Origin of the sequence: Microbacterium sp. NPDC089189 (assembly GCF_040685095.1) — a bacterium.
GTDB lineage: Bacteria > Actinomycetota > Actinomycetes > Actinomycetales > Microbacteriaceae > Microbacterium.
This window is the reverse complement of record NZ_JBFBHG010000004.1, coordinates 140,561-161,797: the sequence shown is the minus strand read 5'-3', so window position 1 is coordinate 161,797 and position 21,237 is coordinate 140,561. Positions and strand designations below refer to the sequence as shown.

The window sequence follows — 21,237 nt, the reverse complement described above, 5'->3', positions numbered from 1 at the left end:
TCAAGAAGGTTGTTGCTACAAGTAACGCTACGATGGTGCCATGGAATTCCCGGTGCCGCGGATGGATGAGCGGGAGTCCCGCGCCTGGCGCGGACTCGTCGGCGTCCTCCAGCTGCTGCCCGCCGCCCTCGACACCGAGCTGCAGCGGGATGCGGGCATCACGCACTTCGAGTTCAGCGTGCTCACGGCGCTCCGGTTCTCGCCCGACGCCACCCTGCCGATGACGGAGCTCGCCACGACCACCGTGGCGACCCTGCCCCGACTCTCGCACGTGTGCGCCCGGCTCGAGAAGCGCGGGCTCATCGCGCGCGTCCGGTCGGACGTGGATCGCCGCGTGACGCTCGTGCGCCTCACCGGGGAGGGGCGACGCACCCTCATCCATGCGATCCCCGAGCACATCGCGACCGTGCGGGCCCTCGTCGTCGACGCGCTGAGCCCCGCGCAGCTGGACGCGCTCGCGGAGATCTCGGCCACGATCACGGCACGGATCCGGCCTGCCGCGGACCCGGCGTGAGCCCCGGGCGGCGGGGGCCGGCGGGAACGCCGAGTGGAATCCGACCGATTCATTAGCATAGGCTTGCCTTACATGCGCCGGAGGCCGTGTCGTTCCGACAGGACCCTCGCGCATCCCCGTGGTCCCCCCTCCCGTTCGTCACGGACATCTCCCCGTTCGTCAGAAAGGCCGCTGTCGTATGCGCTCTCGCCTGTCCTCCCGTCGTTCGATCCCCGCGGCGGTGGCCGCGATCCTCGCCGCCGTCGCCCTGACCGCCTGTTCGGGAGGCGCCGCGGCCACCGGTGAGACCCCCGCGGCATCGGCCGACGCCGGCACCCACGAGATCACCCACGCGCGCGGTGTCACCGAGGTGCCGAGCGACCCGCAGCGGGTCGTCGTGCTCGAGCCGCTCGAGCTCGACACCGCCGTCGCCCTGGGGATCACCCCCGTGGGCGCCGCCGTCGCGAGCAACGTGAGCGGTGTGCCCGCGTACCTCGACGCCGCCGACGTCACGCCGGTCGGCACGGTGCCCGAGCCCGATCTCGAGGCCATCGCGGCGCTCGCCCCCGACCTGATCCTCGGCACCGAGGCGCGCCACTCCGCGCTCTACGACCAGCTCGACTCCATCGCCCCCACCGTGTTCATCGCGACCCAGGCCGACCCGTGGCGCGACAACGCGCTGCTGATCGGCGAGGCCCTCGGGCGCGAGGACGAGGTGCAGGGACTCCTCGCCGACGTCGACGACCGCTGCGCGGAGATCGCCGACGAGTTCGCCGTCGACGGGCAGACCGCCCAGCTCGTGCGCCCCCGCGACGAGACGACCCTCAGCCTCTACGGCCCCACCTCGTTCGCGGGCAGCCTGCTCGAATGCGTCGGTTTCACGATCCCCGAGCAGGACTGGGCCGACGGCCTGCAGGCCGACATCTCGCCCGAGAACATCCTCGACGCGCGCGCCGACCACGTGTTCGTCACCGCGACGGATGTGGCCGACGAGACGAGCATCCCCGCCGCCATCACGCAGAACAGCGGCGAGTTCCCGTCGGTGACCCTGGTCGACACCAGCTACTGGGTGTCGGGCGTCGGCCCGCTGGGCGCGCAGAAGGTGCTCGACGACATCGAGCAGTTCCTCACCGACAACCGGTGACGACCCTCGCACGCAGAACGGTGCGGCGGGCCGGTGCCCGTCGCACCGTTCTCGGCGTGGCGGCGATCACCGCGGCGCTGGTCGTCGCGGTGGCGCTGTCGCTGGCCATCGGGGCGAACCCGCTCTCCCTCGGCACCGTGCTCGACGCGCTGTCGGGCGGCGGTGACGCCGAGGCGCGCTACATCGTCATGGAGCTGCGGGTGCCCCGCACCCTGGCCGGGATCGCCGCAGGGGCGGCGCTCGGCGTCGCGGGCGCGCTGATCCAGGCGTTCACCCGCAACCCGCTCGCCGACCCCGGCATCCTCGGCGTCAACGCCGGCGCCGCCTTCGCGGTCGCGCTGGGGGTCGCCTTCCTCGGTCTGCGCGATGCGTCGTCGTTCGTGTGGCTCGCCTTCCTGGGTGCGCTCGTCGTCACCGCGGCGGTCTACCTCATCGGGTCATCGGGGCGGGGTGCCGCCGACCCCATCCGTCTCACGCTGGTCGGCGTCGCGCTGGGCGCCGTCTTCTCGGGGCTCACCACCGGGATGACGCTGAGCAACCCCGATGCGTTCGACGCCATGCGCAGCTGGAACGCCGGGTCGCTGTTGGGCCGCGGCCTCGACGTGCTGCTGCCGATCATGCCGTTCATCCTGGCCGGGCTCGTGATCGCGCTCGCCCTGGCGCCCGGGCTCAACGCGCTCGCCCTCGGCGACGACGTCGCCCGCGCGCAGGGTGCGCCCGTGCGCGTCATCCGCATCGGCGTCGTCGTGGCGGTGACGCTTCTGGCGGGAGCGGCGACCGCGCTCGCCGGCCCCATCGCCTTCGTGGGCCTCATGGTGCCGCACGTCGCGCGGTGGGTGTTCGGCGTCGACCAGCGCGCCATCATCGCGGTGTCGATCGTGATGGCGCCCGTCGTCATCCTGGTCTCGGACGTGCTGGGCCGCGTCATCATCGCCCCCGCCGAGATGCCGGTGGGCATCGTCACCGCCTTCGTCGGCGCCCCCGTCCTCGTGGCGCTCGCCCGCCGCCGACGCGTGAGCGGGCTGTCGTGACCGCCCCGTCCCCGCTGGATGTCGGCTACCGGCGGATGCTGCTGCGCGTGGGTCCGGTAGCGGTGCCGCTGCGGGCGCGGAGCCTCGCGGTGGGCGCGGTGCTCGCGGCCGTCACGCTCGCGCTCGCCGTGCTCTCGCTGGGGATGGGGTCGTACGCGCTCAGCCCGGAGGCCGTCGTGCGCGTCCTCGGCGGCGAGGGCGCGGCGCTCGATCGCACCGTCGTCCTGGAATGGCGCCTGCCGCGCACCCTCGCCGCGATCACCCTGGGCGCGCTGCTCGCGATCGCGGGCGCGCTGTTCCAGACCGTGACGCGCAACCCGCTCGCGAGCCCGGACATCCTGGGGCTCTCGAACGGCGCCTTCACCGGCATGCTCCTCGCCCTCACCGTCTTCTCGGGCGGCTGGCCGCAGCTCACGATGGGCGCGGTCCTCGGGGGCATCGCCACCGCCGCCGTCATCTGGGCGCTGTCGCGGCGCGACGGCGTGCAAGGGTTCCGGCTCATCGTGATCGGCATCGGCATCTCGGCGATGCTCGCCTCGCTCAACACGTGGATGCTGCTGCAGGTCGAGCTCGAGACGGCGATGTTCGCGTCGGCGTGGGGCGCGGGAACCCTCAACGGCGTCACCGGCGCACCGCTCGGCGGTGCGCTGCTCATCGCCCTCCCGTTGCTCGCGGTCCTCGTGGTGCTGGCGCCCCGACTGCGTCAACTCGACCTGGGAGACGACGTGGCGGCCGCCACCGGTGCGCGCCCCGCCCTCGTGCGCTCCACCGCGCTGCTGGTCGCGGTGCTGCTCGTGTCGCTCGCGACCGCCGTCATCGGACCGGTGGCCTTCATCGCTCTCGCCGCGCCGCAGATCGCCCGCCGCATCGCGCGCACCCCCACGCTGTCCCTGCCGCTGTCCGCCCTCGTCGGCGCGCTGCTGCTGCTCGGCGCCGACATGATCGCCCAGCATCTGCTGCCGGTCGCCCTGCCCGCCGGCGTCGTCACCGTCTCGGTGGGCGGCATCTACCTCGTCGTCACGATCATCCAGGAGATCCGCCGCCGTGTCTGACAAGCCTGTGTCTGAGAACCCCGACCCCCGGATGCCGGCCGACGCGGCCCGCCTCGTCGCCGAGGACATCACGCTCGGCTACGACCGCACCGACATCGTGAGCGACCTGAGCGTCCGGATCCCGGACGGCTCGTTCACGATCATCATCGGCCCCAACGCGTGCGGCAAGTCCACGCTGCTGCGCGGCCTGTCGCGGCTGCTCGGCCCCACCCGCGGCAGCGTCCTGCTCGACGGACGCGCCATCTCCTCGTACCCCGCCAAGGAGGTGGCGCGGCGTCTCGGGCTGCTGCCGCAGTCGGCGCTCGCGCCCGACGGAATCACCGTGGCCGACCTCGTGGCCCGCGGCCGCTACCCGCACCAGCGCCTCATCCGGCAGTGGTCCGAGGCCGACGAGCGCGCGGTGGTCGACGCGCTCGAGGCCACCGGCACGCGCGACCTGTCGGCGCGCCTGGTCGACGAACTGTCGGGCGGGCAGCGCCAGCGCGTCTGGGTCGCGATGGTGCTGGCGCAAGAGACCGACATCCTGCTGCTCGACGAACCCACGACGTACCTGGATGTGGCGCATCAGGTGGAACTGATGGAGCTCTTCGCGCGTCTCCACCGCGAGGGCCGCACAGTCGTGGCCGTGCTGCACGACCTCAACCACGCCGCACGCTACGCGAGCCACATCATCGCGATGCGCGACGGGCGGATCGTCGCCGAGGGCGCCCCGGCCGACGTGGTGACCAGTGAGCGCGTGGCCGAGGTCTTCGGCCTGGCGAACGTGGTCATCCCCGACCCGGTCACCGGCGGCCCGCTGGTGGTGCCGCTCGGCGCGCACCCGGCACCCGCAGCCCTCGATCCGGCTGCGCGCCCGGATTCGCAGGGGTCCGCGGCGCTCGGCCCGGCGAAGAGCACACCGTAATGGGCGACGCCGCGCGACCGTGGGAGTACAGCGCGTTCACCGTCCGGGTGGGAGCCCTCCGCCGGCTGAGCCCCGGGTTCCTGCGGCTCACCCTGGTGGGCCCCGCCCTCGTCCACTTCGCGGCGTGGGGTCTCGACCAGCGCATCAAGCTCGTGCTGCCGACGCCCGACGGTCGCCCCGCGGGCGACGTCGGTCTGCGGGACGAGCCGACCCCGCACCCCTCGCTCTGGTACGCGCGGTGGAAGCAACTGCCCGAGGCCGAGCGAGCGGTGCTGCGCACCTACACGCCGTCGGCGATCCGGGCGGAGCAGGCAGAGATCGACGTGGACGTGGTGCTGCACGAGCCACCCGGCCCTGCATCGACCTGGGCGGCCGCGGCGCAGGTCGGCGACGAGCTCATCGTCACCGGCCCCGACGCGCGCCAGGGATGGACCGGCTACGGGCTGCACTGGCACCCGGGTGATGCCCGCCGGTTCCTGCTCGTCGGCGACGAGACGGCGTTCCCCGCGCTGGCCAACATCCTCGTGGCGCTGCCGGCAGGGGCGACCGGCACCGTGCTGATCGAGGCCGGCGATCCGGCCGACGACATCGTGACCGCGCATGCTCCCGACGGCATCACCGTGCGGTGCGTGCCCCGCGGCGACGTCGCCGGTGTCGCGCTCGAGCGCGCGGTGGAGGAGTGGGGGAGCGCGCTCCCGGCGGCGCCGGACGAGTCCTTCTACGCCTGGCTGGCCGGCGAGTCCGGTGCCGTCACCCGCATCCGCCGCCACCTGACCGGCGAGCTCGGGGTGCCCAAGGAGCGAGTCTCGTTCCTCGGCTACTGGCGCCTGGGCGGACCGCTCGTCGGTTGAGCAGTGCCCGCGGCGGCGCGATCAGGGCGTGAGGGTGAGCGTGTCGCCGGACCAGACCAGCGCGCCGTCGTCGGTCAGCGCCAGCGCGGCGGGACCGGTGGCCGCTGCATCCGCGGCGCAGGCAGGCAGGCCGCCCGCCGCCGTCACGACGAGTCCCGCGCAATCGGACGACGTGGTGGCGGTCGTGGCGCCGTCCGCGGCGACCGCGAGCGCCTGGGTGGCCGTCGCGATCGGTTCCCACGCGTCATCGATCCAGAGGCTCGCGGTGCCGTCGCAGATGAGCGCCACCGTCGCGCCCTCGGCGCGCACGCCCCACGGTGTCTCGCAGGGGGCGGCGACGCTCTCGCCCCGGATGACGAGGCGCCCCGTGGCCGCCGGGTCGACGTAGGTGGCGGCGGCGAGGGTGTCGGCGTTCGGCTCCCAGAAGCGTCCCTGCGTGAACGTGCGCAACGCCTGCACCTGGCAGGAGGAACCCGTGAGGGCGGTGACCTGCGCCTCGGTGCCGGCGAACGCATCCACCGACAGGATCTGTCCGATGCCGAGGTAGCGGGGCGTCACATCGCTCCACGTCGCGCCGCCGTCGGTCGAGCGCTCCAGCAGCGGTTCCACCGATCCGCAGTCGCCGGCGGTCGCACGCCACATCGCGCCCGTGCCGACCGACAGGAAGCGCTCGGCGGCGCCGGGGACGGTGACGGTCGCGATGGGCGCGGCCGACGGAGGGGAGGAGGGCGCGGTGGTCTCCGGCCCGCTCGTGAACGTCGGCACCGGCCGGGTCGTGGCGGGCGCCGTGCTGCCGCGCACATGGGCGACAGCGAGCCAGACGAGCGCGATGACGCCGACGATGAGCACGACGACCAGGGCCACCGAGAGCAGTCGGCGGGTGCGCCGTTGTGCGGGTGTTCGTGAAGACATCGCGCCGGATCCCCCTCCGATCGTGGTGTCGTGCTGAGGGCAATGTTAGCCCGAGCCCCGCGATGCGCCGAGCCCTCCACAGGGGCGCGCCGGCTCAGGCGGCGTCGGAGAGCCCGATCTCACGGGGCTCCGGGCGAGCGATGTGGGGCGCCGCGCGGCGGAAAGCGATGATGCGCAACCACGCCCAGGCGTCGTCGCCGGGGGAGTAGGTCGATGCGCGCTGCCAGACGTCGACGAACGCCTGCTCGAGGATGCCGGCGTGCGCGGCCTGGTCGGGCACGGCGCGCGTGATGAGCGCGTAGACCCGCGGCGAGACGAGGTCGTAGACGGCGGCCAGGGCGCCCTCGTCGCCGCGGGCGACCTCGCCGAGCAGGCGCGCCAACGTGGTCTCGACGGCGTCGTCGATCAGGCGCGCCCGTGACGTCTCGTCGGCATCGGCGGCCGCACTGTCGACAGGAGCCTGAGTGGGGAGCAGGGTCATCGTCTCAGAGGTGCGGGGCCAGGACGCCGGCGGTGAGCGCGAGCGACAGCGCGGCCGCGCCCATCACGGTCGCCGTGGTGGCCATCGACCGCAGGCGGCGCTCGCGCCGGCGGATGTTGCGGGGCGTCTCGACCGTGTCGAGCGACAGCTGCGCCGCGGTGAGCGTCGTGAAGAGGCCGATGGGCGTGCCCTGGGCGTCGCGGGCGACGAAGCCGGCCGCGACCGCGTCGACGCTCCCGAGGAACGCGCCCTCGGCGTTGGCGACCCAAAAGCCGTCGTCGACGCGGGCCCAGACGGCGCGTGCGCGGCGGTCGGGGGCGTCGACGACGCTGGGGGGAGCGGAGAGCGTCATGCCGCGACTCCGGCCATCGCCACGGGCGTCGCGGAGGCGGGTGCCGTCGCCGCGGGCTCGATGTCGAGCGTGAGGCCGCCGCTCGAGCTCGCCCGCTCCGACATCACGCGCAGACGCGCGGGGTCGAGGGTCTCGGGCTCGACGCCGTCGAAGGCGAAGCGCAGCGGGATCGCCGACTGCATCCAGATGGTCGTGCGCCCCGGGGTGCCGTCCGCATCGCTGCGCCAGCTGACCGTGAAACTCTCGTTGCGACGGAGCTTGGTGGTCGTGACGATCTTGAGGTGCGCGAGCACGTCGTCCGGGATCACCATTCCCTCTGCCGCGTTGCCGTAGAACAACTTGCCCATGGCTTACTCCTTCATGTTTCCGTACCGCTTGAATCTCAATCTACTCGAAAAGTAACTAGTTCACCTAGCTATTCTTTTTGTAGTACAGTTCGAGGTCGGACGACGAACGAAGGAGCGACATGGTCTTCCCCACCGAAACCGAAGCCGATCGCATCGCGGGCGACGCCGGAGACTCTCGCGAGAAGCGTGAACGGGCGATCGCGGTCCTCGACGCCCTGCGCCTCTACCGCGCGGCGGAGAGCGCCATGCGTCGGCGCACCCGCGAGTCCATGTCGATGACCGAGAACGACCTGCTCCTGCTGCGCTATCTGCTGCGCGCGCAGTCGCAGGAGCGCCCCGTGACCCCGGGGGATCTCGCCCGCTACCTGGGTGTGTCGACCGCATCCATGACGGCGATCGTCGACCGTCTCGAAGCCTCGGGGCACGTGCGCCGCGAGCCCCACCCCAGCGACCGTCGCCGTCTGCTCGTGCACACCACCGAGCACGCCGACGCCCAGGTGCGCGCCACTCTGCACCAGATGCACGAGCGGATGTTCGCCGCCGTCGCCGACATGCCCCCGGAGAACACCGAGATCGTGCTGCGCTTCCTCGCCCGTGTGCAGGATGCCGTCGACGCGGTGGACGCGGAGTAACCTCGCGCGTCGTCCCGCGGTTCTCGCGTCTGCCGGGGAGAATCCCAGCGGTCGTCGCCGTGCGTCGCGCCGCCCTTTGGGCGCGGGTTTCTCGAGCTGAGCGCGGGCTTCTCGATCTACTCGCGTCTGCCGGGGAAGAATCCCAGTAAAAGAGCGTGCAGGAGCGGGGCGAGCGAGACCCACATCAGGACCGCGCCGAAGACCGCGTCCTCGGCGCGCAGGAGCGCACCCGCGATGAGCAGAGCCGCGAAGAGCAGCGCCGACAGCAGGCGCCGCGCGAGACGTTCGAGCCGCGACATCCGCCGCTCGACGCGGGTCAGGTCGACCGTGAGGCGCCCCTCTTCGAGCCGCGTGATGACGCCGTCGATGCGACCAGGCAGCCGCCACGCGGTGCCCATCGTCGACATGGCCTGCCGGGCGGCGTCCTGCACGACGTTGCCGCTCTCCTCGCGGAGCAGCCGCGCCGAGTACGGCTCGATGGCATCCCACACGTTGAAATCGGGATCGAGCGAGCTGCACACCCCCGACGTCAACGACAGGGCGCGGATGATGAGCAGGAAGTTCTCGGGCAGCTGGAACGGGAGCGTGCGCACGACATCGCCGAACTCGACGGCGAAATCGCGGAACTCGCGCGGGTCGACGTCGCGGAGCTCCGCGAATCCCATACCGCCGAAGCGGGCGAAGAGCTGGGTCATCGCGCGCTCGAGCTCGGCGGTCTCGGCGCTCGGCAGCAGCACGCCGATCTCGCGGATCGCGTCGACGAGGCGCCGGCCGTCGCGCGCGGCGGCCGCGATGAGCGCGGTGCGCAGGCCGCTGCGCAGCGTGGTCGGGATCTCGCCCATCATCCCGAAGTCGATGAAGGTGAGCCGCCAGCGGGGCGCATCGCCGGTCGCCTCGCCGGTTGCGGGGAGGGGCGTCACGAACACGTTGCCGGGATGCGGGTCGGCGTGGAAGAAGCCGTGGGTGAAGACCTGGTCGAACATCACCGACGCGAAGGTCGCCGCGACCTCGGACGGATCGATCCCGGCCGCCCGGAGGGCGGTGACGTCGTTGAGCTTGATGGCGGTGACGTCGGCGAGCGTGAGGACGCGTCGCGTCGTGCGCTCCCAGACGATCTCCGGCACGGACACCCGTGCGTCATCCGCGAAGTCGGCGCCGAACCTCTCGGCGTTCGCGGCCTCGTGGAGGTAGTCGATCTCCTCCAGGCTCGTGTGCGCGAACTCCTCGAGAAGCGCGGGCATGTCGACGCGATCCGACACAGCGCGCACCCGGCTGAGCCACACCGCGACCTTGCGGAGCGCGGCCAGATCCACATCCACGATCGTGTCGATCCCGGGTCGCTGCACCTTGAGGACGACTTCGGTGAGCCCGGTGTCGGCGGCGTCCTGCGCGCCGAGTCGGGCGCGGTGCGCCTGACCGAGGGATGCGGCCGCCACCGGCACGGGGTCGACGTACGCGAACGCGCGCTCCAGTGGCACGCCGAGCTCGGCCTCGGCCAGCACCCGGATCTGGTCGAACGGCACCGCCGGCACTTCGTCCTGCAGCCCCTCGAGCTCGGCCGTGATCTCGGGAGGGAGCACGTCGAGGCGCGACGACATGAACTGCCCGACCTTGATCATGAGGCCGCCGAGGTCGATCGCCAGCACGTGGAAGCGCTGCGCGATCCGCTGCATCCGTGCACTCCTGCCGCGGGCGGCGAGCCGTTCCAGCCCCACGCGGGGGAGGAACAGCTCGTACCACCACGACTGCGCCAGGTACCGGGCGGCGAATCGGAGGATCCGCCGGTACCGGGCGCGCGCCTGCGGCGGGCGGGCCTGCGGTGCGGTCGTGCGCCGGGCCGCGGAAGCGGCGGAGGCGGCGGGCATCGCGTGGTCGGGCGCCGAGGAGTCCCCGCGCCGACCGGCCTGCGGCACCGTCAGTCCTGCGCGAGGATCGCGTACAGCTTGCGGCGGGCGTCGTCGAGCACGTCGACGGCCTGCTGCACCTGCTCGGGCGAACCGATCGAGCCGACCTGCGACGCCGCGTGCGCGAGTTCCATGCCGGCCTTCGGCAGGGCGCTGACGCGGCCGCTGTTCTTGAGTCCCGGGGTCTCCCACGGGGCGGGCTTCTCGCCGGCGACGTCGGCCTCGATGCGACCGTCCTCGGTGAGCGAGTAGGTCTTCCGGCCGTTGGACTCCTCGGCGGAGATGAGTCCCTCATCCGTCAGGAGCTGGAGCGTCGGGTAGACCGAACCGGCGCTGGGCTTCCACGCGCCGCCGCTGCGGTCGGAGATCTCGCGGATGATCTGGTAGCCGTGCATGGGCTGCTCGGCGAGGAGCGCCAGGACGGCTGCGCGCACATCGCCGCGCCCCATCCGCGTGCCGACCCGCTGGTCGAACGACGACTTCAGCTGATCCATGGCCTGGAAGATGCCGTCGACGGGGAAACCCGCGCCGAAGCCGCGGCTTCCCGAGCCGAATCCACCGGTGAACGAACCACTCATGATGACCTCCTACGGTCGTGAACGATACTTCACGATATATCGTTCACTCTTGCGCGTCGAGGGGTCGGACCGCGTTCATCGGGACCTCCCAGCAACCGCGCGGCCGGGCTGCGCGTGACGCGCGCGCCACCGCATCCCCTCGACAGGAGAAATCCCGCCGGAAGGAGGATGCGGTGGCATTTCTCCTGCGGACGGGATTGTCTCGGGGCGGGGCGGGGCGTCGGCCGCGGGCTCAGAGGCCGAGCTGATCGACGCCGTCGTTCTGCTCGCCGGTGCGCTGCGGGCCGCGGGTCTTCGCCGCCTTCGGGGCCTTGGCCGGCTTCGCCGCCTTGACGGGCTCGGGTGCGCCGTAGGTTCCATAGCCGCCGTAGCCGTACCCGTAGCCGTAGCCGTAGGCATCCGGGCCGCGCGTGGGCACCATCGTCATGATGATGCCGCCGACCTTGGCCTCGACGGTCTCGAGCGCCGTGAGCGCGCCGTCGAGCTGGCCCGTCGTGGTGCGACCGGCGGCCACCACCAGGAGGGCGCCGGAGGTCTGCTTGGCGAGGATGGCGGCGTCGGTGACCGGCAGGAGCGGGGGAGCGTCGAGCAGGACGACGTCGAAGTCGCGCGAGATGGCCTCGAGCAGCTGACCCATCTGCTTCGAGCCGAGCAGCTCGCTGGGGTTCGGCGGCACCTTGCCCGCGGGCAGCACGAACAGCGGGCGCTTGCCCCAGGGCAGCATGACGTCGCCCACCTTGGCGCGGCCGATGAGCACGTCGGTGAGACCGGCGCCGCCCTCGGTGCCGAGGTATTCCGACACCTTGGGCTTGCGCAGGTCGGTGTCGATGAGCGCGACGCGCTTGCCCGCATCCGCCAGGGCGATGGCCAGGTTCACCGTGGTGGTGGACTTGCCCTCGCTCGGGATGGAGGAGGTGACGACGAAGGTGTGGCCGCCGTCCATCTCGATGAACTGCAGGTTGGTGCGCAGCGACCGGAATGCCTCGGAGCGGGGGTTGTACGGGTCGGCGTGCAGGATGAGCGGGCGTTCCTGGGCCTTCGGGTCGAAGGGGATGGCGCCGAGGATCGGGCGATCGGTGAGGCCCGAGATATCGCGGACCGTGCGCACCTTGGTGTCGAGCACCGTGCGCAGCACCGCCACGCCGATGCCGACCGCCAGGCCGATGAGCGCGCCGAGGGCGAGGTTCAGAGGCACGTTGGGGCTGACCGGCACGTTGGTGGGCAGCGCCTGCTGCACGATCGTGACCTTGACGGGGCTGACGTCGGCCGCGTTGGGGGTCTCGAGCTCCTCGATGGCCGAGCCGAGGCTGGCCGCGAGGGCGTTGGAGATATCGGCCGCGAGCTGCGGGTCGGCGTTCTCAACGGCGATCTGCACGACCGTCGTGTTGAGCTGTGCCGATGCCGACACGGTGCCGCTCAACTGTGCGGCGGTGAGGTCGAGGCCGAGCTCCGCGATGACGGGCTCGAGCACGATCGGGCGGTTGACGAGGCTGACGTACGTCGTCACGCGCTGCTGCGCGAAGGCGGATCCCTGCTGCAGTTCCTGGACGGCGCCAGAGGTCTGCGTCGAGACGAACACGGCGCTCTCGGACTGGTACAACGGCGTGCGCGACAGGGAGAACGCGGCTGCCGCGCCCAAACCGACCAGCGTCGCAACGACGATGATGAGCCAGTTCTTCCGAAGCACTCGGATGTAATCGCTGAGCTCCATGACGCCTCTCAGGTCGGGGGGTATCGGATTCATCCTGCCACAGCGGGTGTTACGCGCCGGTGACGGTGTGTGCGCGGCGTCACGATCGCGTCGGCGGCGTTCCCGTCCGGCGATGATCCCGGCCGCCGTCGTGTTCGGGATGAGAGTGGCATGGGTGCCGGGAGAGGCGCTCCGCTGCGCCGTACCGGCCTCCGTTCAGGGTATTTCTCCGTTCTCCGAATGTCGGACATGCCTCTCCATGCGGCAGAATCGTCCTGCGCGTCCCGAAACGCGTGCTGGTGCGCATGCACCCGGTCGCCCGACCCGATGGGACGAACCACCATGTCCGACTCCGCTGAGCTCGAGAGCGTGCCCTTCGGCGCGCCCACCGGCGCCGCCGAGCCCGCGGCGCCGATCGCGATCGACACCGCGCGGGCCGCGGCGTCGGCCGCAGCTGCGCCGGCCGTGGCCGACTGGACGGCGCAGGTCACCTCCGTCGCCATCGTGCATCTGGACCGCGACGGCTGCGTCATCGGCTGGAATCCCGGCGCCGAGCGCCTGAAGGGCTATACCGCCGAGCAGATCGTCGGCTCCTCCTTCACGCGCTTCTACCGCGCCGAGGACCGCGAGCGCGGTCTGCCCGCCCAGTTGCTCGCGATCGCCGCCGAGCGCGGATCGGTCGAGGACAACGGATGGCGCGTGCGTGCCGACGGGCGCCAGTTCTGGGCGCACGTCGTGATCACCGCGCTGCGCGACGCGTCCGGTGACGTCGTCGGGTACGTGAAGATCGTCACCGACCTCACCGCGGCGAAGGCGCGCGAGGACGCGGAGTTCACCTTCATGCGTGCGTTCGCCCACGACTTCCTCTCGCCGATCACCGCGCTCCGCGGCTACGTCGACCTTCTCGCCGAGTCGCCGTTCGGCGCGGGAGACGCCCTGGAGCGCATCTCGACCGTCACCGACCATCTCGCCACGATGATGGTCGAGCTCTCGGGCCGGCTGCACTCCTCCGACCACGTTCCGCAGAACACCGTCGTCGACGCCGCCGCGACCGTCCGGGAGGCCGCAGAGCTCGTGCTGCCCGGCGATGCCTACGGGCGCCTGCACTACCGCGGCCTCGCGCATCTGGGCGTGGCCGCCGATCCGCTCGCGCTCCGGCGCGCGATCGCGAACATCGTGGATAACGCCGCCAAGTACAGCGAGGGCGTCATCGACATCTCGGTGGACGCCGCCGACGGCCATGCGCACATCGTCGTCGCCGACCACGGCCGCGGCATCGCCGAAGAAGACCTCGAGAACATCTTCGATCCGCTCGAGCGCGGTCGGCTGTCGAATCCGGACGACGGCGGCACGGGCATCGGCCTGGCCAGCACGAAGGCGCTCATCGAGCGCCAGCACGGCACCATCACGCTGCAGAGCATCGTCGGCGTCGGCACCTCGGTGACCGTGACGCTGCCCGTCGACGGCGGTCCCGAGGGTCGGCGCGCCGGTGACCTCCGGCCCGCCGTGTCGGCCTTCTCGACGACGCGCACCCCCGCGGCCGGGACTCCCCGGCCCCTCGAACCGCGCTCCGCGGCCTGATCGCACCGTTCCGGCGCCCCATCCCCCTTCCTGCCGCTTCCGCGGCGTGCGCGCCCTCGGGCCCGCACCCCTGCTTCGAGGTTCCCCATGCCCCTGCTCCAACTCCAGACCACCCGCCGCGGGCGGGTGCGCGTCTTCCTGCGCGCACAGCTGCCGTTCTCGGTCGCGGTCGTCGCTCTCGTCGCGGGGCTGTGGGTCGCAGCGCCCACCGTGCTGGTCGAGCCGCTCGTCCTCGCCGGACTCGCCCTGGCGGCGGCGGCTTCGGTCCTCGCGCTGGTCGTGCCGTGGGAGCGGCTCAACCCCAACGGCATGGTCCTGATCGCCGTGGCGGACATCGTCGCGGTCGCGCTGCTGCGCACCGTCGTCATCGGCGTCATCCCGGGCGTGGCACTGCTGGCACTGTTCCCCATCCTCTGGCTCGCGTACGGGTTCCACCAGTCGTTCATCTGGGTGGCGGTGGCGGGAGCCGCCTTCATCACGGTGTTCGACTACGTGCGCCGGGAGGCCTGGCCCGAGACGGCGCTCCAGTGGGTCAACCTGCTCATGCTCCCCGTCATCACGAGCATCGTGGTGGTGGGAGTCAATCTCGCCGCCCGGCAGCTGCGGCGCAGCCAGGACCGGCTCACGCTCGCGCACCGGCGGCAGGCGGTCGCGCTGCGGCAGGCGCACGACAACGAGATCCTGGTGCGCAGCATCCTCGACACCGTGGCCTCGGGGGTCTCCTTCTACGACGCCGACGGCGTGCTGGTGCTGCGCAACGGCACGGCGCGGCGGATGGCGGAGCTGGCCGGCAACGACTCCGTCCGGCCGCCCTACGCCGGGGTGCACGTGCTGGCCGCCGACCGCGAGAGCGTCGTGCCGCCGGAGGCGCAGAGCGTGCAGCGTGCGCTCGCGGGCGAGGAGTTCACCGACCTGATGGAGTGGGTGGGCCCCGCCGACCGTCAGGTCGCGCTGCACGTGACATCGCGTCGCGCGCTGCGCGAGAACCAGCAGCTGCTCGGCACCGTCGTCGCCGGCTACGACGTCACCGAGTTCGCCCACGCGGCAGAGGTGCGTGAGCACTTCCTGCGCACCGTGTCGCACGAGCTGCGCACGCCCGTCACGAACATCACCGGTTACCTCGACCTGCTCACCGAGAACATCGAGGTGCGGGGCGAGCGCGAGCAGGGCTATCTCGACGCCGTGCACCGCAACTCGCGGCGGCTCGTCGACCGGATGCAGGAGCTGCTGGCGGCGACGCAGACCGCGAAGCCGCTCGTGCTCGAATCGACCGACGCGGTGCGCATGGTCGGCGCCGTGATCGCCCAGACCCGCGCCCAGGCGTTGCACCGCGGCATCACGCTCGAGCGCATCGGGGATGCCGAGAGCCCGGTGCGCATCGACCGGCAGCGCGTGCACCAGGCGCTGCGCGAACTCGTGACGAACGCCATCAAGTTCGCCGACCCGCACTCGGCCGTCACGGTGGAGCACCATGCCGACGGCGACACCCTGACCGTCAGCGTGACGAACTCCGGTTCCGTCATCGGACCCGCCGAGCAGGTGCGGTTGTTCGACCGGTTCTACCGCACCCCGCTCGCGCGCCGGAACGCCGTGCAGGGGTTCGGCATCGGGCTGAGCGTGGTGCGGGATGCGGTCGCCGCCCACGGCGGACGCGTCCACGTGGCGAGCAGTCGGGAGGCCGGCACCCGGTTCACGATGGAGATCCCCGCCTCCTGAGCGGCGACGGAGAACTACTCACCGACGCGCGCGCGGCGGAGCCCGATCGCGGCGCCGGCATGTCGGGTGTGCCACACTCGCGCCGCAGGCTCCGCTCGGAGCACGCTGCGCGAACCGGGGGGTAGAGATGTCACAGCAGGGAACGGACGCGTCCGCATCCGCGGCGGTCACCGCATCCGAGGAGACGCCCTCGGGCGTGCCGTCGACCGGATCGCGCGGCGGTCGGGCGCATCCGCCGCGCCGCCGTACCGGGGCGGTGCCGCTGCTGCTGGGCGGCATCGCGCTGTGGGCGTTCCTCGGGCTCGTGCCGGTGCATCTGCTGAAGAACCCGGTGCTGCTCTCCACCTGGATCGTGGTGGGAGCGGCCGTCGTGCCGGCGGTGCTGCTGTGGGTGATGGCGCATCGGTTGCGCGCCGGCGACACGCTGACCCCCGGGCGCCTGGTGGTCATCGCGGTCATCGGCGGGTCGCTCGCGGTCGCCCTGGGCGGCACGCTCGACAGCCTCGTCGGACTGATCCCGCAGCCGCATCCGTTCGGCGATCAGGGACTCGTGTCGCTCGCGCTCGCCGGCTTCGTCGAGGAGTTCGCCAAGGGGGTGCTCATCGTCGCCACCGGCTGGAGCGTGGCCAAGACGACGCGCAACGGCCTGTTCGTCGGCGGCGCGGTCGGACTGGGATTCGCGGTGCTCGAGACCATCGGATACATCAGCGACCACTACAGCGGAGATCACCCGCTGGCCGCCTCCGCGGTCGTCGCCGTGCTGCGCGGGGCCACGGCGCCCTTCGGCCACGTGCTGTGGAGCGCGCTGCTGGGCGCCGCCCTCTTCTACGCCGCCCGCCGGACCGGGCGGTTCCGCCTCTCCGGCGTCGTGCTCGGCGCGTACGTCGGCGTGGCGGTGCTGCACGGGTTGTGGGACAGCTCGCAGGGCATCGTCGAAGCCCTCACCGACAGCGCCGTGCTCGGCGGGCTCACCGCACTCGTCGGCTGCATCGTCGTGGTGCTCGTCGGCGGCTCGGTCTGGCGGCGGATCGCCCGCGCCACGATGCCCGCCGACTGATTCGGAAGCGCTGCGTCTCGCGGACCGCGGGCCCTCGGCATCCCGGCCCGGTCCGCGGTCCGCGCGACGGATCACGTCGCCGCGGGGGCGCCGTGGGTCCGGCAGGGTTCAGGTCGCCCTCGGGCGCGGAATCCGCGCGCCGAGTGGCGACCCGAACAGGGCGGAGATGCACGCGTCACCGGCGCCCGATGCCAACCCACCGTGGGCATCGACCGTTCGTGTGACCCGGGCTGCATCTCTCGCGCCCACGGCTCCACTCAACTCCTCCTGGCGTCGGGGCGCCCGCATCCGCGCAGTGAAAAACCCTCTCCGGATGGGGGCCTGCGCCGCGGGGGAGCGTGCGGCGCGGCAGACCACACGCACCGCACGAACGCGAGAGGCCGCACCCCGAGGGATGCGGCCTCTCGACGGATGAGGAGATCAGCCGGAGTAGCCCGTGCTGATCGCCGCGGCCGTGCCGATGCCGATGAAGATGGCGACGATGATGCCGATCACCAGCAGGACCGAGCCGATGATGATGCCGACGAGAGCCGGGGTGTTCTTGTAGCCGGCCTTCTTCGACTGGCTGAACGCGATGGCCGAGATGATGAGGCCGATCAGGTTGAAGAAGATCGCGACGATGAGGCCGACGATGCCGAGAGTCTTACCCGGGTAGTCGACGCCGGGAGCGGGCTGCTGAGTCATGTGAGTCCTTTGTTGCTCGAGTAGTCGTGATGACCGCTCAACAATGGCAGAAACCTGACAGTTGGCACAGAGCCCTTGACCAGATCGGTGAATAACTCGTAATAGAGCGGCTCACCGCGCCTCAGGGATTCGCCTGTGTGGCCACCTCGACGCCCACGTGGAACGTGGTGCCCTCGACATCCGACAGGGTCACCTCGGCGTCGTACTCGGTGCCGCTGGCGGGGTCGGTGAGCAGGCAGGTGCGGGTCGCGCCGTCCTCGAGGGGGAACTCCTCGTCACCGCAGTCGATGTCGGGGCGTTCGCCCACCTGCTCTTCGAGTGCGTCCTCGGCGAGCTCGCTCACCTGGTCGCTGCTCACGCCCGAGGGGGTGGCCCCCGCCGAGAAAGAAAAGGAACAGCCGGTGAGGGCGAGGCCCAGGACGGCCATCGTGGCGAATGCGGTCGCGTGCTTGTTCATCGTCATCCTTCGTCCGTGTGCGCGGGGGTGTGTGCGGGCATCTGTGCGCAGGAGGCATCCGTCTGCGCGGGGAGGGAGGCTCAGCCGAAGAGACGGCCGAACAGCCCCTTCTTCTTCTCCCAGCCGTTGCCCTCGAGGAAGGCGGTCAGGGGATCCTTGATGCGATCGGTGTCGAAGTCCCATCCGGCGACGACGCCGTCGCCGTCGGGCGTCCGCACCCGCGTGCCGGCGACGAAGCCGCGCTGGATCCGCTTCTGGGATCCCTTGAACGTGCCGACGCTGCCGCCGAAGCTCAGTGTGCCGTTCGGCGACACGGCGGCGTGGCTCTCACCCGAGCGCTGGTGCTCCTCGTACGCGTAGGTGCCCTTGTCCTGGTCGAACGTGACGTCGATGCGGTACTCCTCATCGATCCGGCCGGCGCCCAGGAGCGCCACGTACTCGATGTGCGCCACATCCCAGCGACCGACGATGCGGTCGCCGTCCGCGCGGAAGACGAAGGGGTACGCGGGGTCGTTGAGCTCATCGAGGCGGGTGAGGAGGTCGGGCAGGGGGGTCGCGGTCATGGCGGCACGCTAGCCGAGCGGACGACCCGCCCGACCTCCTCTGGACAGAGAGTCCAAAAGCGGCTACGGCGTCGGTACGCCGCGGCGGCGGAATCGTCAGCGAGCGAGGAAGCGCAGCAGCGCTGCGTTGAACTCGCCGGCGTGGCTGACGTTCAGCCCGTGGGGTGCGCCGGCGATGATCTCCACCTCGCTCGTCGGGATCGCCGCGTGCGTGCGGGCGCCCGATCCCTCGAAGGGCACGATCGCGTCGCTGTCGCCGTGCAGCACGAGGGTCGGCACGGTGATGCCGGCCACATCCTCGCGGAAGTCGGTCGTGCCGAACGCCGCCATCGCCGCGAGCGCGGCGTGATGCGAGGCCTGCTTCGCCAGCGCGAGGGCGTCCTGCCGCTGCGCCTCGGTGACCTTCAGCTCGCCGTCGACCGAGAAGAAGTCGCGCGTGAAGCCGTCGTAGAAGGCATCGGCGTCCTTCTTCAGGCCCGCCTCCATCTCCGCGGCGGCCTCGTGCGTGAGCGGTCCGTCGGGGTTGTCGGAGGTCTGCTCCATGTACGGCGTGATGGCCGCGGCGAACACGATGCTGTGGATGCGGTCGGCACCGTGGCGCGTCAGGTAGCGTGCGACCTCGCCCCCGCCCATCGAGAACCCGACCAGCGTGGCGTCCCGCAGATCCAGCGCGTCGATGACGGCGCTGAGGTCGTCGGAGAAGGTGTCGTAGTCGTACCCGCGCTGCGGTGCGGAGCTGCGTCCGAAGCCGCGCCGGTCGTAGGTGATGACGCGGTAGCCGGCGTCGACGAGGGCGGGAACCTGCTCGGACCAGGACTCGCCGGAGAGCGGCCAGCCGTGGATGAGGACGACCGGGCGACCGGAACCGCCGGTGTCGTCGACGTGAAGCTCGATGTCGGTCAGGAGTCCGTGGTGTGCGGTGATCTCGGTCATGGCGTCATCGTCACCGCCCGACCTGCGGATCGACCGACGCTTGACGCTCGGTACCCGGCGCGCTACGCCTCGGCGGTTCCCGGGGCTGCGGGTCGGGGGCGTGCGGGGTTAGGGGCGTGCGGGGTTACGAGCGTGCGGGGTCACGAGCGTGCGGGCGCGGTGGCGATGTGCAGGACGCGCACGATCTCGCCGAGCGCCGGCATGAGCTCCGACGCCATCTGCTCGTACACCGCCCAGTCGCGGCGGTAGGGGTCGACGACGTCGTCGTCCGCGGGGTCGCTGGGGGGATCGGTCTCGCCGCGGAGCGTGACCAGATGCGCGAGCAGCGCCGCCAGCCGGGCCCGCGGATCGGTGCCCGCGGTGTCGGCGATGGCGACCGCATCCGCATCCGACACCTGCGCGGCCAAGCGAGCCAGCTCGCGCGCCGTGAAGGTCGAGCGCAGCTTGGCGGGGGCGAGCTCGACGACGGCGCGACGGTGCTCGCGCGTCATCGCGATGATGAGGTCGGGGGATTCGAGGTGCGACTCGTTGAGCCACCGGGCGTGATGGCCGTCGACGAGGGGCGCGGGCACACCGTACTGCCGGGCCAGCTGCGCGGCCTCAGGCGTCATGGGCTTGTCGACGAGGGCACGCACACCCGCGCTCGACGCCTGCACGCCGCGGGCGGCGAGCTCGTCCTGCAGGATGATCTCGGCGAACGGCGAGCGGCAGATATTGCCCGTGCACACGGTCAGAACCTGCACCATCGCGGCATCCATCCCTGGCTCTCGAACCGGCCCACCGGCGGCGCACCGGTAACGTGGGCGCCGTGACCGAGTCTAACGACGCCGACGGCGACAGCACCCCGGAGCCCGACGGCTTCCGGTCCGCGCGCTTCCAGCGCTCCGAGACCGGCGGCTTCGTGGGCGTGCGCACCGGCGCCGCGACCGCGACCGGGCAGTTCGACGATCTCGGACTCGCCGAGGTCGATCCGGTCGACATCCCCGAGGAAGACCCGCACGCCGAGCGGCGGCGGCGACGGCGCCCGCGCGCGCCCCGCGTGTGGCTGCAGGGCGGCACCACGACGCTGCCATGGGGATGGATGCTGCTCGGCTGGTCGCTCGTCTCGCTCGGTGCCGGTGTGCTCATCGCCACGACCGCGGGGGCCCTCGTGGGCGGCGCGCTCGGCGGGTGGATCGCGCAGATCGTCCTGTGGGTCGCGATGCTCGCCCCCGTCGTCTACGCGTTCTCGCGTTCGGTGCCCCGCGGGCTGCTGCGCTTCCGCTGGACCGACCTGCTCTTCGGCCTCGTGCTGGGAGTCGCCCTGCGCATCGCCAGCGGCTGGCTCGACGAGGCCGCTGCGGGCACCACCGCATGGCCGGCGCTCGCCAGCACCGACGGCTCGCTCGCGGGCGTCGACTGGCTCGGCGACGTGCTGCTGCCCGCCCTCGTCGCCCCCGTCGTGGAGGAGCTGTTCTTCCACGCGGTGCTGCTGGTCGCGCTCTACACCGTGTTCCGCCGCCTCACCCGCTCGCACGCCATCGCCGGCGTCGGCGCCGCCCTCGTGTCGACGGGTCTTTTCGTGATGCTGCACCAGCTGACCGGGTCGCTCGGCGCGACGTGGGCGGCCGCCGCATCCGTCGCGCTGGTGGGCGTCACCGGCGCCGCGCTCGTGCTCGTGACGGGGCGGCTCTGGGGCGCCGTGATCGCGCACATCGTCTTCAACGCCTCCGCCGTGCTCCTCGCCCTCGTCGGCACCCTCCTCGGCGTCGGCGGCGGCATCACCCTCGCCTGACCCGCGTGCGCGCGGGCGCGGGGCGCGTGTCGGCGTGTGGCGAGGTGCGGCTTGCGTGCGTGGTGCGTGGCGTGTGCGTGTGCGTGTGGCGCGCAGCATCC

General features: G+C 71.9%; 23 protein-coding genes. 11 read left to right on the top strand and 12 right to left on the bottom strand.

What is annotated here, in order from left to right:
* The first annotated feature begins 40 nt into the window (after nucleotides 1-40).
* From AB0N73_RS03890 to AB0N73_RS03865, 6 genes are all read left to right on the top strand, one after another.
* Complete coding sequence (locus tag AB0N73_RS03890; RefSeq protein ID WP_363560557.1) at nucleotides 41-514, top strand: MarR family transcriptional regulator; 474 nt, start codon at nucleotides 41-43, stop codon at nucleotides 512-514.
* A gap of 178 nt (nucleotides 515-692) precedes the next feature.
* The gene (locus AB0N73_RS03885; RefSeq protein ID WP_363560555.1) at nucleotides 693-1,637 is read left to right on the top strand and encodes an iron-siderophore ABC transporter substrate-binding protein; all 945 of its coding nucleotides are present in this window, start codon (nucleotides 693-695) and stop codon (nucleotides 1,635-1,637) included.
* Nucleotides 1,634-2,668, top strand: a complete 1,035-nt coding sequence (locus AB0N73_RS03880) for an iron chelate uptake ABC transporter family permease subunit (protein WP_363560553.1) — start codon at nucleotides 1,634-1,636, stop codon at nucleotides 2,666-2,668. The genes AB0N73_RS03885 and AB0N73_RS03880 overlap by 4 nt, the downstream gene beginning before the upstream one ends.
* The gene (locus tag AB0N73_RS03875) at nucleotides 2,665-3,720 is read left to right on the top strand and encodes an iron chelate uptake ABC transporter family permease subunit (protein ID WP_363560551.1); all 1,056 of its coding nucleotides are present in this window, start codon (nucleotides 2,665-2,667) and stop codon (nucleotides 3,718-3,720) included. The genes AB0N73_RS03880 and AB0N73_RS03875 overlap by 4 nt, the downstream gene beginning before the upstream one ends.
* A 31-nt stretch (nucleotides 3,721-3,751) precedes the next feature.
* The gene (locus AB0N73_RS03870; RefSeq protein WP_363560599.1) at nucleotides 3,752-4,624 is read left to right on the top strand and encodes an ABC transporter ATP-binding protein; all 873 of its coding nucleotides are present in this window, start codon (nucleotides 3,752-3,754) and stop codon (nucleotides 4,622-4,624) included.
* Entirely contained in the window at nucleotides 4,624-5,475 is an 852-nt protein-coding gene (locus AB0N73_RS03865; protein ID WP_363560549.1) for a siderophore-interacting protein, read from the top strand. The genes AB0N73_RS03870 and AB0N73_RS03865 overlap by 1 nt, the downstream gene beginning before the upstream one ends.
* Before the next feature lie 21 nt (nucleotides 5,476-5,496).
* On the opposite strand, the gene AB0N73_RS03860 is transcribed toward AB0N73_RS03865, so the two are convergent.
* From AB0N73_RS03860 to AB0N73_RS03845, 4 genes are all read right to left on the bottom strand, one after another.
* Nucleotides 5,497-6,387, bottom strand: coding sequence for a hypothetical protein (locus tag AB0N73_RS03860; RefSeq protein ID WP_363560547.1), 891 nt, complete (start codon nucleotides 6,385-6,387; stop codon nucleotides 5,497-5,499).
* A 94-nt stretch (nucleotides 6,388-6,481) separates the two neighbouring features.
* Nucleotides 6,482-6,868, bottom strand: a complete 387-nt coding sequence (locus tag AB0N73_RS03855; RefSeq protein WP_363560545.1) for a sigma factor — start codon at nucleotides 6,866-6,868, stop codon at nucleotides 6,482-6,484.
* Between the two features lie 4 nt (nucleotides 6,869-6,872).
* On the bottom strand, nucleotides 6,873-7,220 hold the full coding sequence (locus AB0N73_RS03850) for a hypothetical protein (protein WP_363560543.1): 348 nt from the start codon (nucleotides 7,218-7,220) through the stop codon (nucleotides 6,873-6,875).
* Nucleotides 7,217-7,567 (bottom strand): hypothetical protein, encoded by a 351-nt coding sequence (locus AB0N73_RS03845; protein ID WP_363560541.1) that lies wholly within the window; start codon nucleotides 7,565-7,567, stop codon nucleotides 7,217-7,219. The genes AB0N73_RS03850 and AB0N73_RS03845 overlap by 4 nt, the downstream gene beginning before the upstream one ends.
* Nucleotides 7,568-7,686: 119 nt before the next feature.
* On the opposite strand from AB0N73_RS03845, the gene AB0N73_RS03840 reads away from it, so the two are divergent.
* Nucleotides 7,687-8,199, top strand: coding sequence for a MarR family transcriptional regulator (locus AB0N73_RS03840; protein ID WP_363560539.1), 513 nt, complete (start codon nucleotides 7,687-7,689; stop codon nucleotides 8,197-8,199).
* A gap of 116 nt (nucleotides 8,200-8,315) precedes the next feature.
* On the opposite strand, the gene AB0N73_RS03835 is transcribed toward AB0N73_RS03840, so the two are convergent.
* From AB0N73_RS03835 to AB0N73_RS03825, 3 genes are all read right to left on the bottom strand, one after another.
* On the bottom strand, nucleotides 8,316-10,064 hold the full coding sequence (locus tag AB0N73_RS03835) for an AarF/UbiB family protein (protein ID WP_363560597.1): 1,749 nt from the start codon (nucleotides 10,062-10,064) through the stop codon (nucleotides 8,316-8,318).
* 50 nt (nucleotides 10,065-10,114) lie between these two features.
* The gene (locus tag AB0N73_RS03830; protein WP_363560537.1) at nucleotides 10,115-10,681 is read right to left on the bottom strand and encodes a PadR family transcriptional regulator; all 567 of its coding nucleotides are present in this window, start codon (nucleotides 10,679-10,681) and stop codon (nucleotides 10,115-10,117) included.
* Nucleotides 10,682-10,913: 232 nt separating this feature from the next.
* On the bottom strand, nucleotides 10,914-12,392 hold the full coding sequence (locus AB0N73_RS03825) for a polysaccharide biosynthesis tyrosine autokinase (RefSeq protein ID WP_363560535.1): 1,479 nt from the start codon (nucleotides 12,390-12,392) through the stop codon (nucleotides 10,914-10,916).
* Nucleotides 12,393-12,713: 321 nt separating this feature from the next.
* Here AB0N73_RS03825 and AB0N73_RS03820 point away from each other — a divergent pair, with 321 nt between their 5' ends.
* The 3 genes from AB0N73_RS03820 to AB0N73_RS03810 all read left to right on the top strand — a co-directional run bounded on the left by AB0N73_RS03820 (nucleotide 12,714) and on the right by AB0N73_RS03810 (nucleotide 16,725).
* Entirely contained in the window at nucleotides 12,714-13,952 is a 1,239-nt protein-coding gene (locus AB0N73_RS03820; protein WP_363560533.1) for a PAS domain-containing sensor histidine kinase, read from the top strand.
* A gap of 87 nt (nucleotides 13,953-14,039) precedes the next feature.
* Nucleotides 14,040-15,668: an ATP-binding protein gene (locus tag AB0N73_RS03815; RefSeq protein ID WP_363560531.1), complete on the top strand. Its 1,629-nt coding sequence runs from the start codon at nucleotides 14,040-14,042 to the stop codon at nucleotides 15,666-15,668.
* A gap of 127 nt (nucleotides 15,669-15,795) precedes the next feature.
* The gene (locus AB0N73_RS03810; protein WP_363560529.1) at nucleotides 15,796-16,725 is read left to right on the top strand and encodes a PrsW family glutamic-type intramembrane protease; all 930 of its coding nucleotides are present in this window, start codon (nucleotides 15,796-15,798) and stop codon (nucleotides 16,723-16,725) included.
* A gap of 420 nt (nucleotides 16,726-17,145) precedes the next feature.
* On the opposite strand, the gene AB0N73_RS03805 is transcribed toward AB0N73_RS03810, so the two are convergent.
* The 5 genes from AB0N73_RS03805 to AB0N73_RS03785 form a co-directional block, all read right to left on the bottom strand.
* Entirely contained in the window at nucleotides 17,146-17,409 is a 264-nt protein-coding gene (locus AB0N73_RS03805) for a hypothetical protein (protein WP_363560527.1), read from the bottom strand.
* A gap of 121 nt (nucleotides 17,410-17,530) precedes the next feature.
* Nucleotides 17,531-17,866 (bottom strand): DUF4333 domain-containing protein, encoded by a 336-nt coding sequence (locus tag AB0N73_RS03800; protein ID WP_363560525.1) that lies wholly within the window; start codon nucleotides 17,864-17,866, stop codon nucleotides 17,531-17,533.
* A gap of 80 nt (nucleotides 17,867-17,946) precedes the next feature.
* A complete protein-coding gene (locus AB0N73_RS03795) occupies nucleotides 17,947-18,429 on the bottom strand; it encodes a hypothetical protein (protein ID WP_363560523.1) in 483 nt (160 codons plus the stop codon).
* 96 nt (nucleotides 18,430-18,525) lie between these two features.
* Nucleotides 18,526-19,362 (bottom strand): alpha/beta hydrolase, encoded by an 837-nt coding sequence (locus AB0N73_RS03790; RefSeq protein ID WP_363560521.1) that lies wholly within the window; start codon nucleotides 19,360-19,362, stop codon nucleotides 18,526-18,528.
* Between the two features lie 140 nt (nucleotides 19,363-19,502).
* The gene (locus AB0N73_RS03785; RefSeq protein ID WP_363560519.1) at nucleotides 19,503-20,108 is read right to left on the bottom strand and encodes a low molecular weight phosphatase family protein; all 606 of its coding nucleotides are present in this window, start codon (nucleotides 20,106-20,108) and stop codon (nucleotides 19,503-19,505) included.
* Between the two features lie 62 nt (nucleotides 20,109-20,170).
* On the opposite strand from AB0N73_RS03785, the gene AB0N73_RS03780 reads away from it, so the two are divergent.
* Nucleotides 20,171-21,136 (top strand): CPBP family intramembrane glutamic endopeptidase, encoded by a 966-nt coding sequence (locus tag AB0N73_RS03780; protein ID WP_363560517.1) that lies wholly within the window; start codon nucleotides 20,171-20,173, stop codon nucleotides 21,134-21,136.
* Nucleotides 21,137-21,237 lie beyond the last annotated feature (101 nt).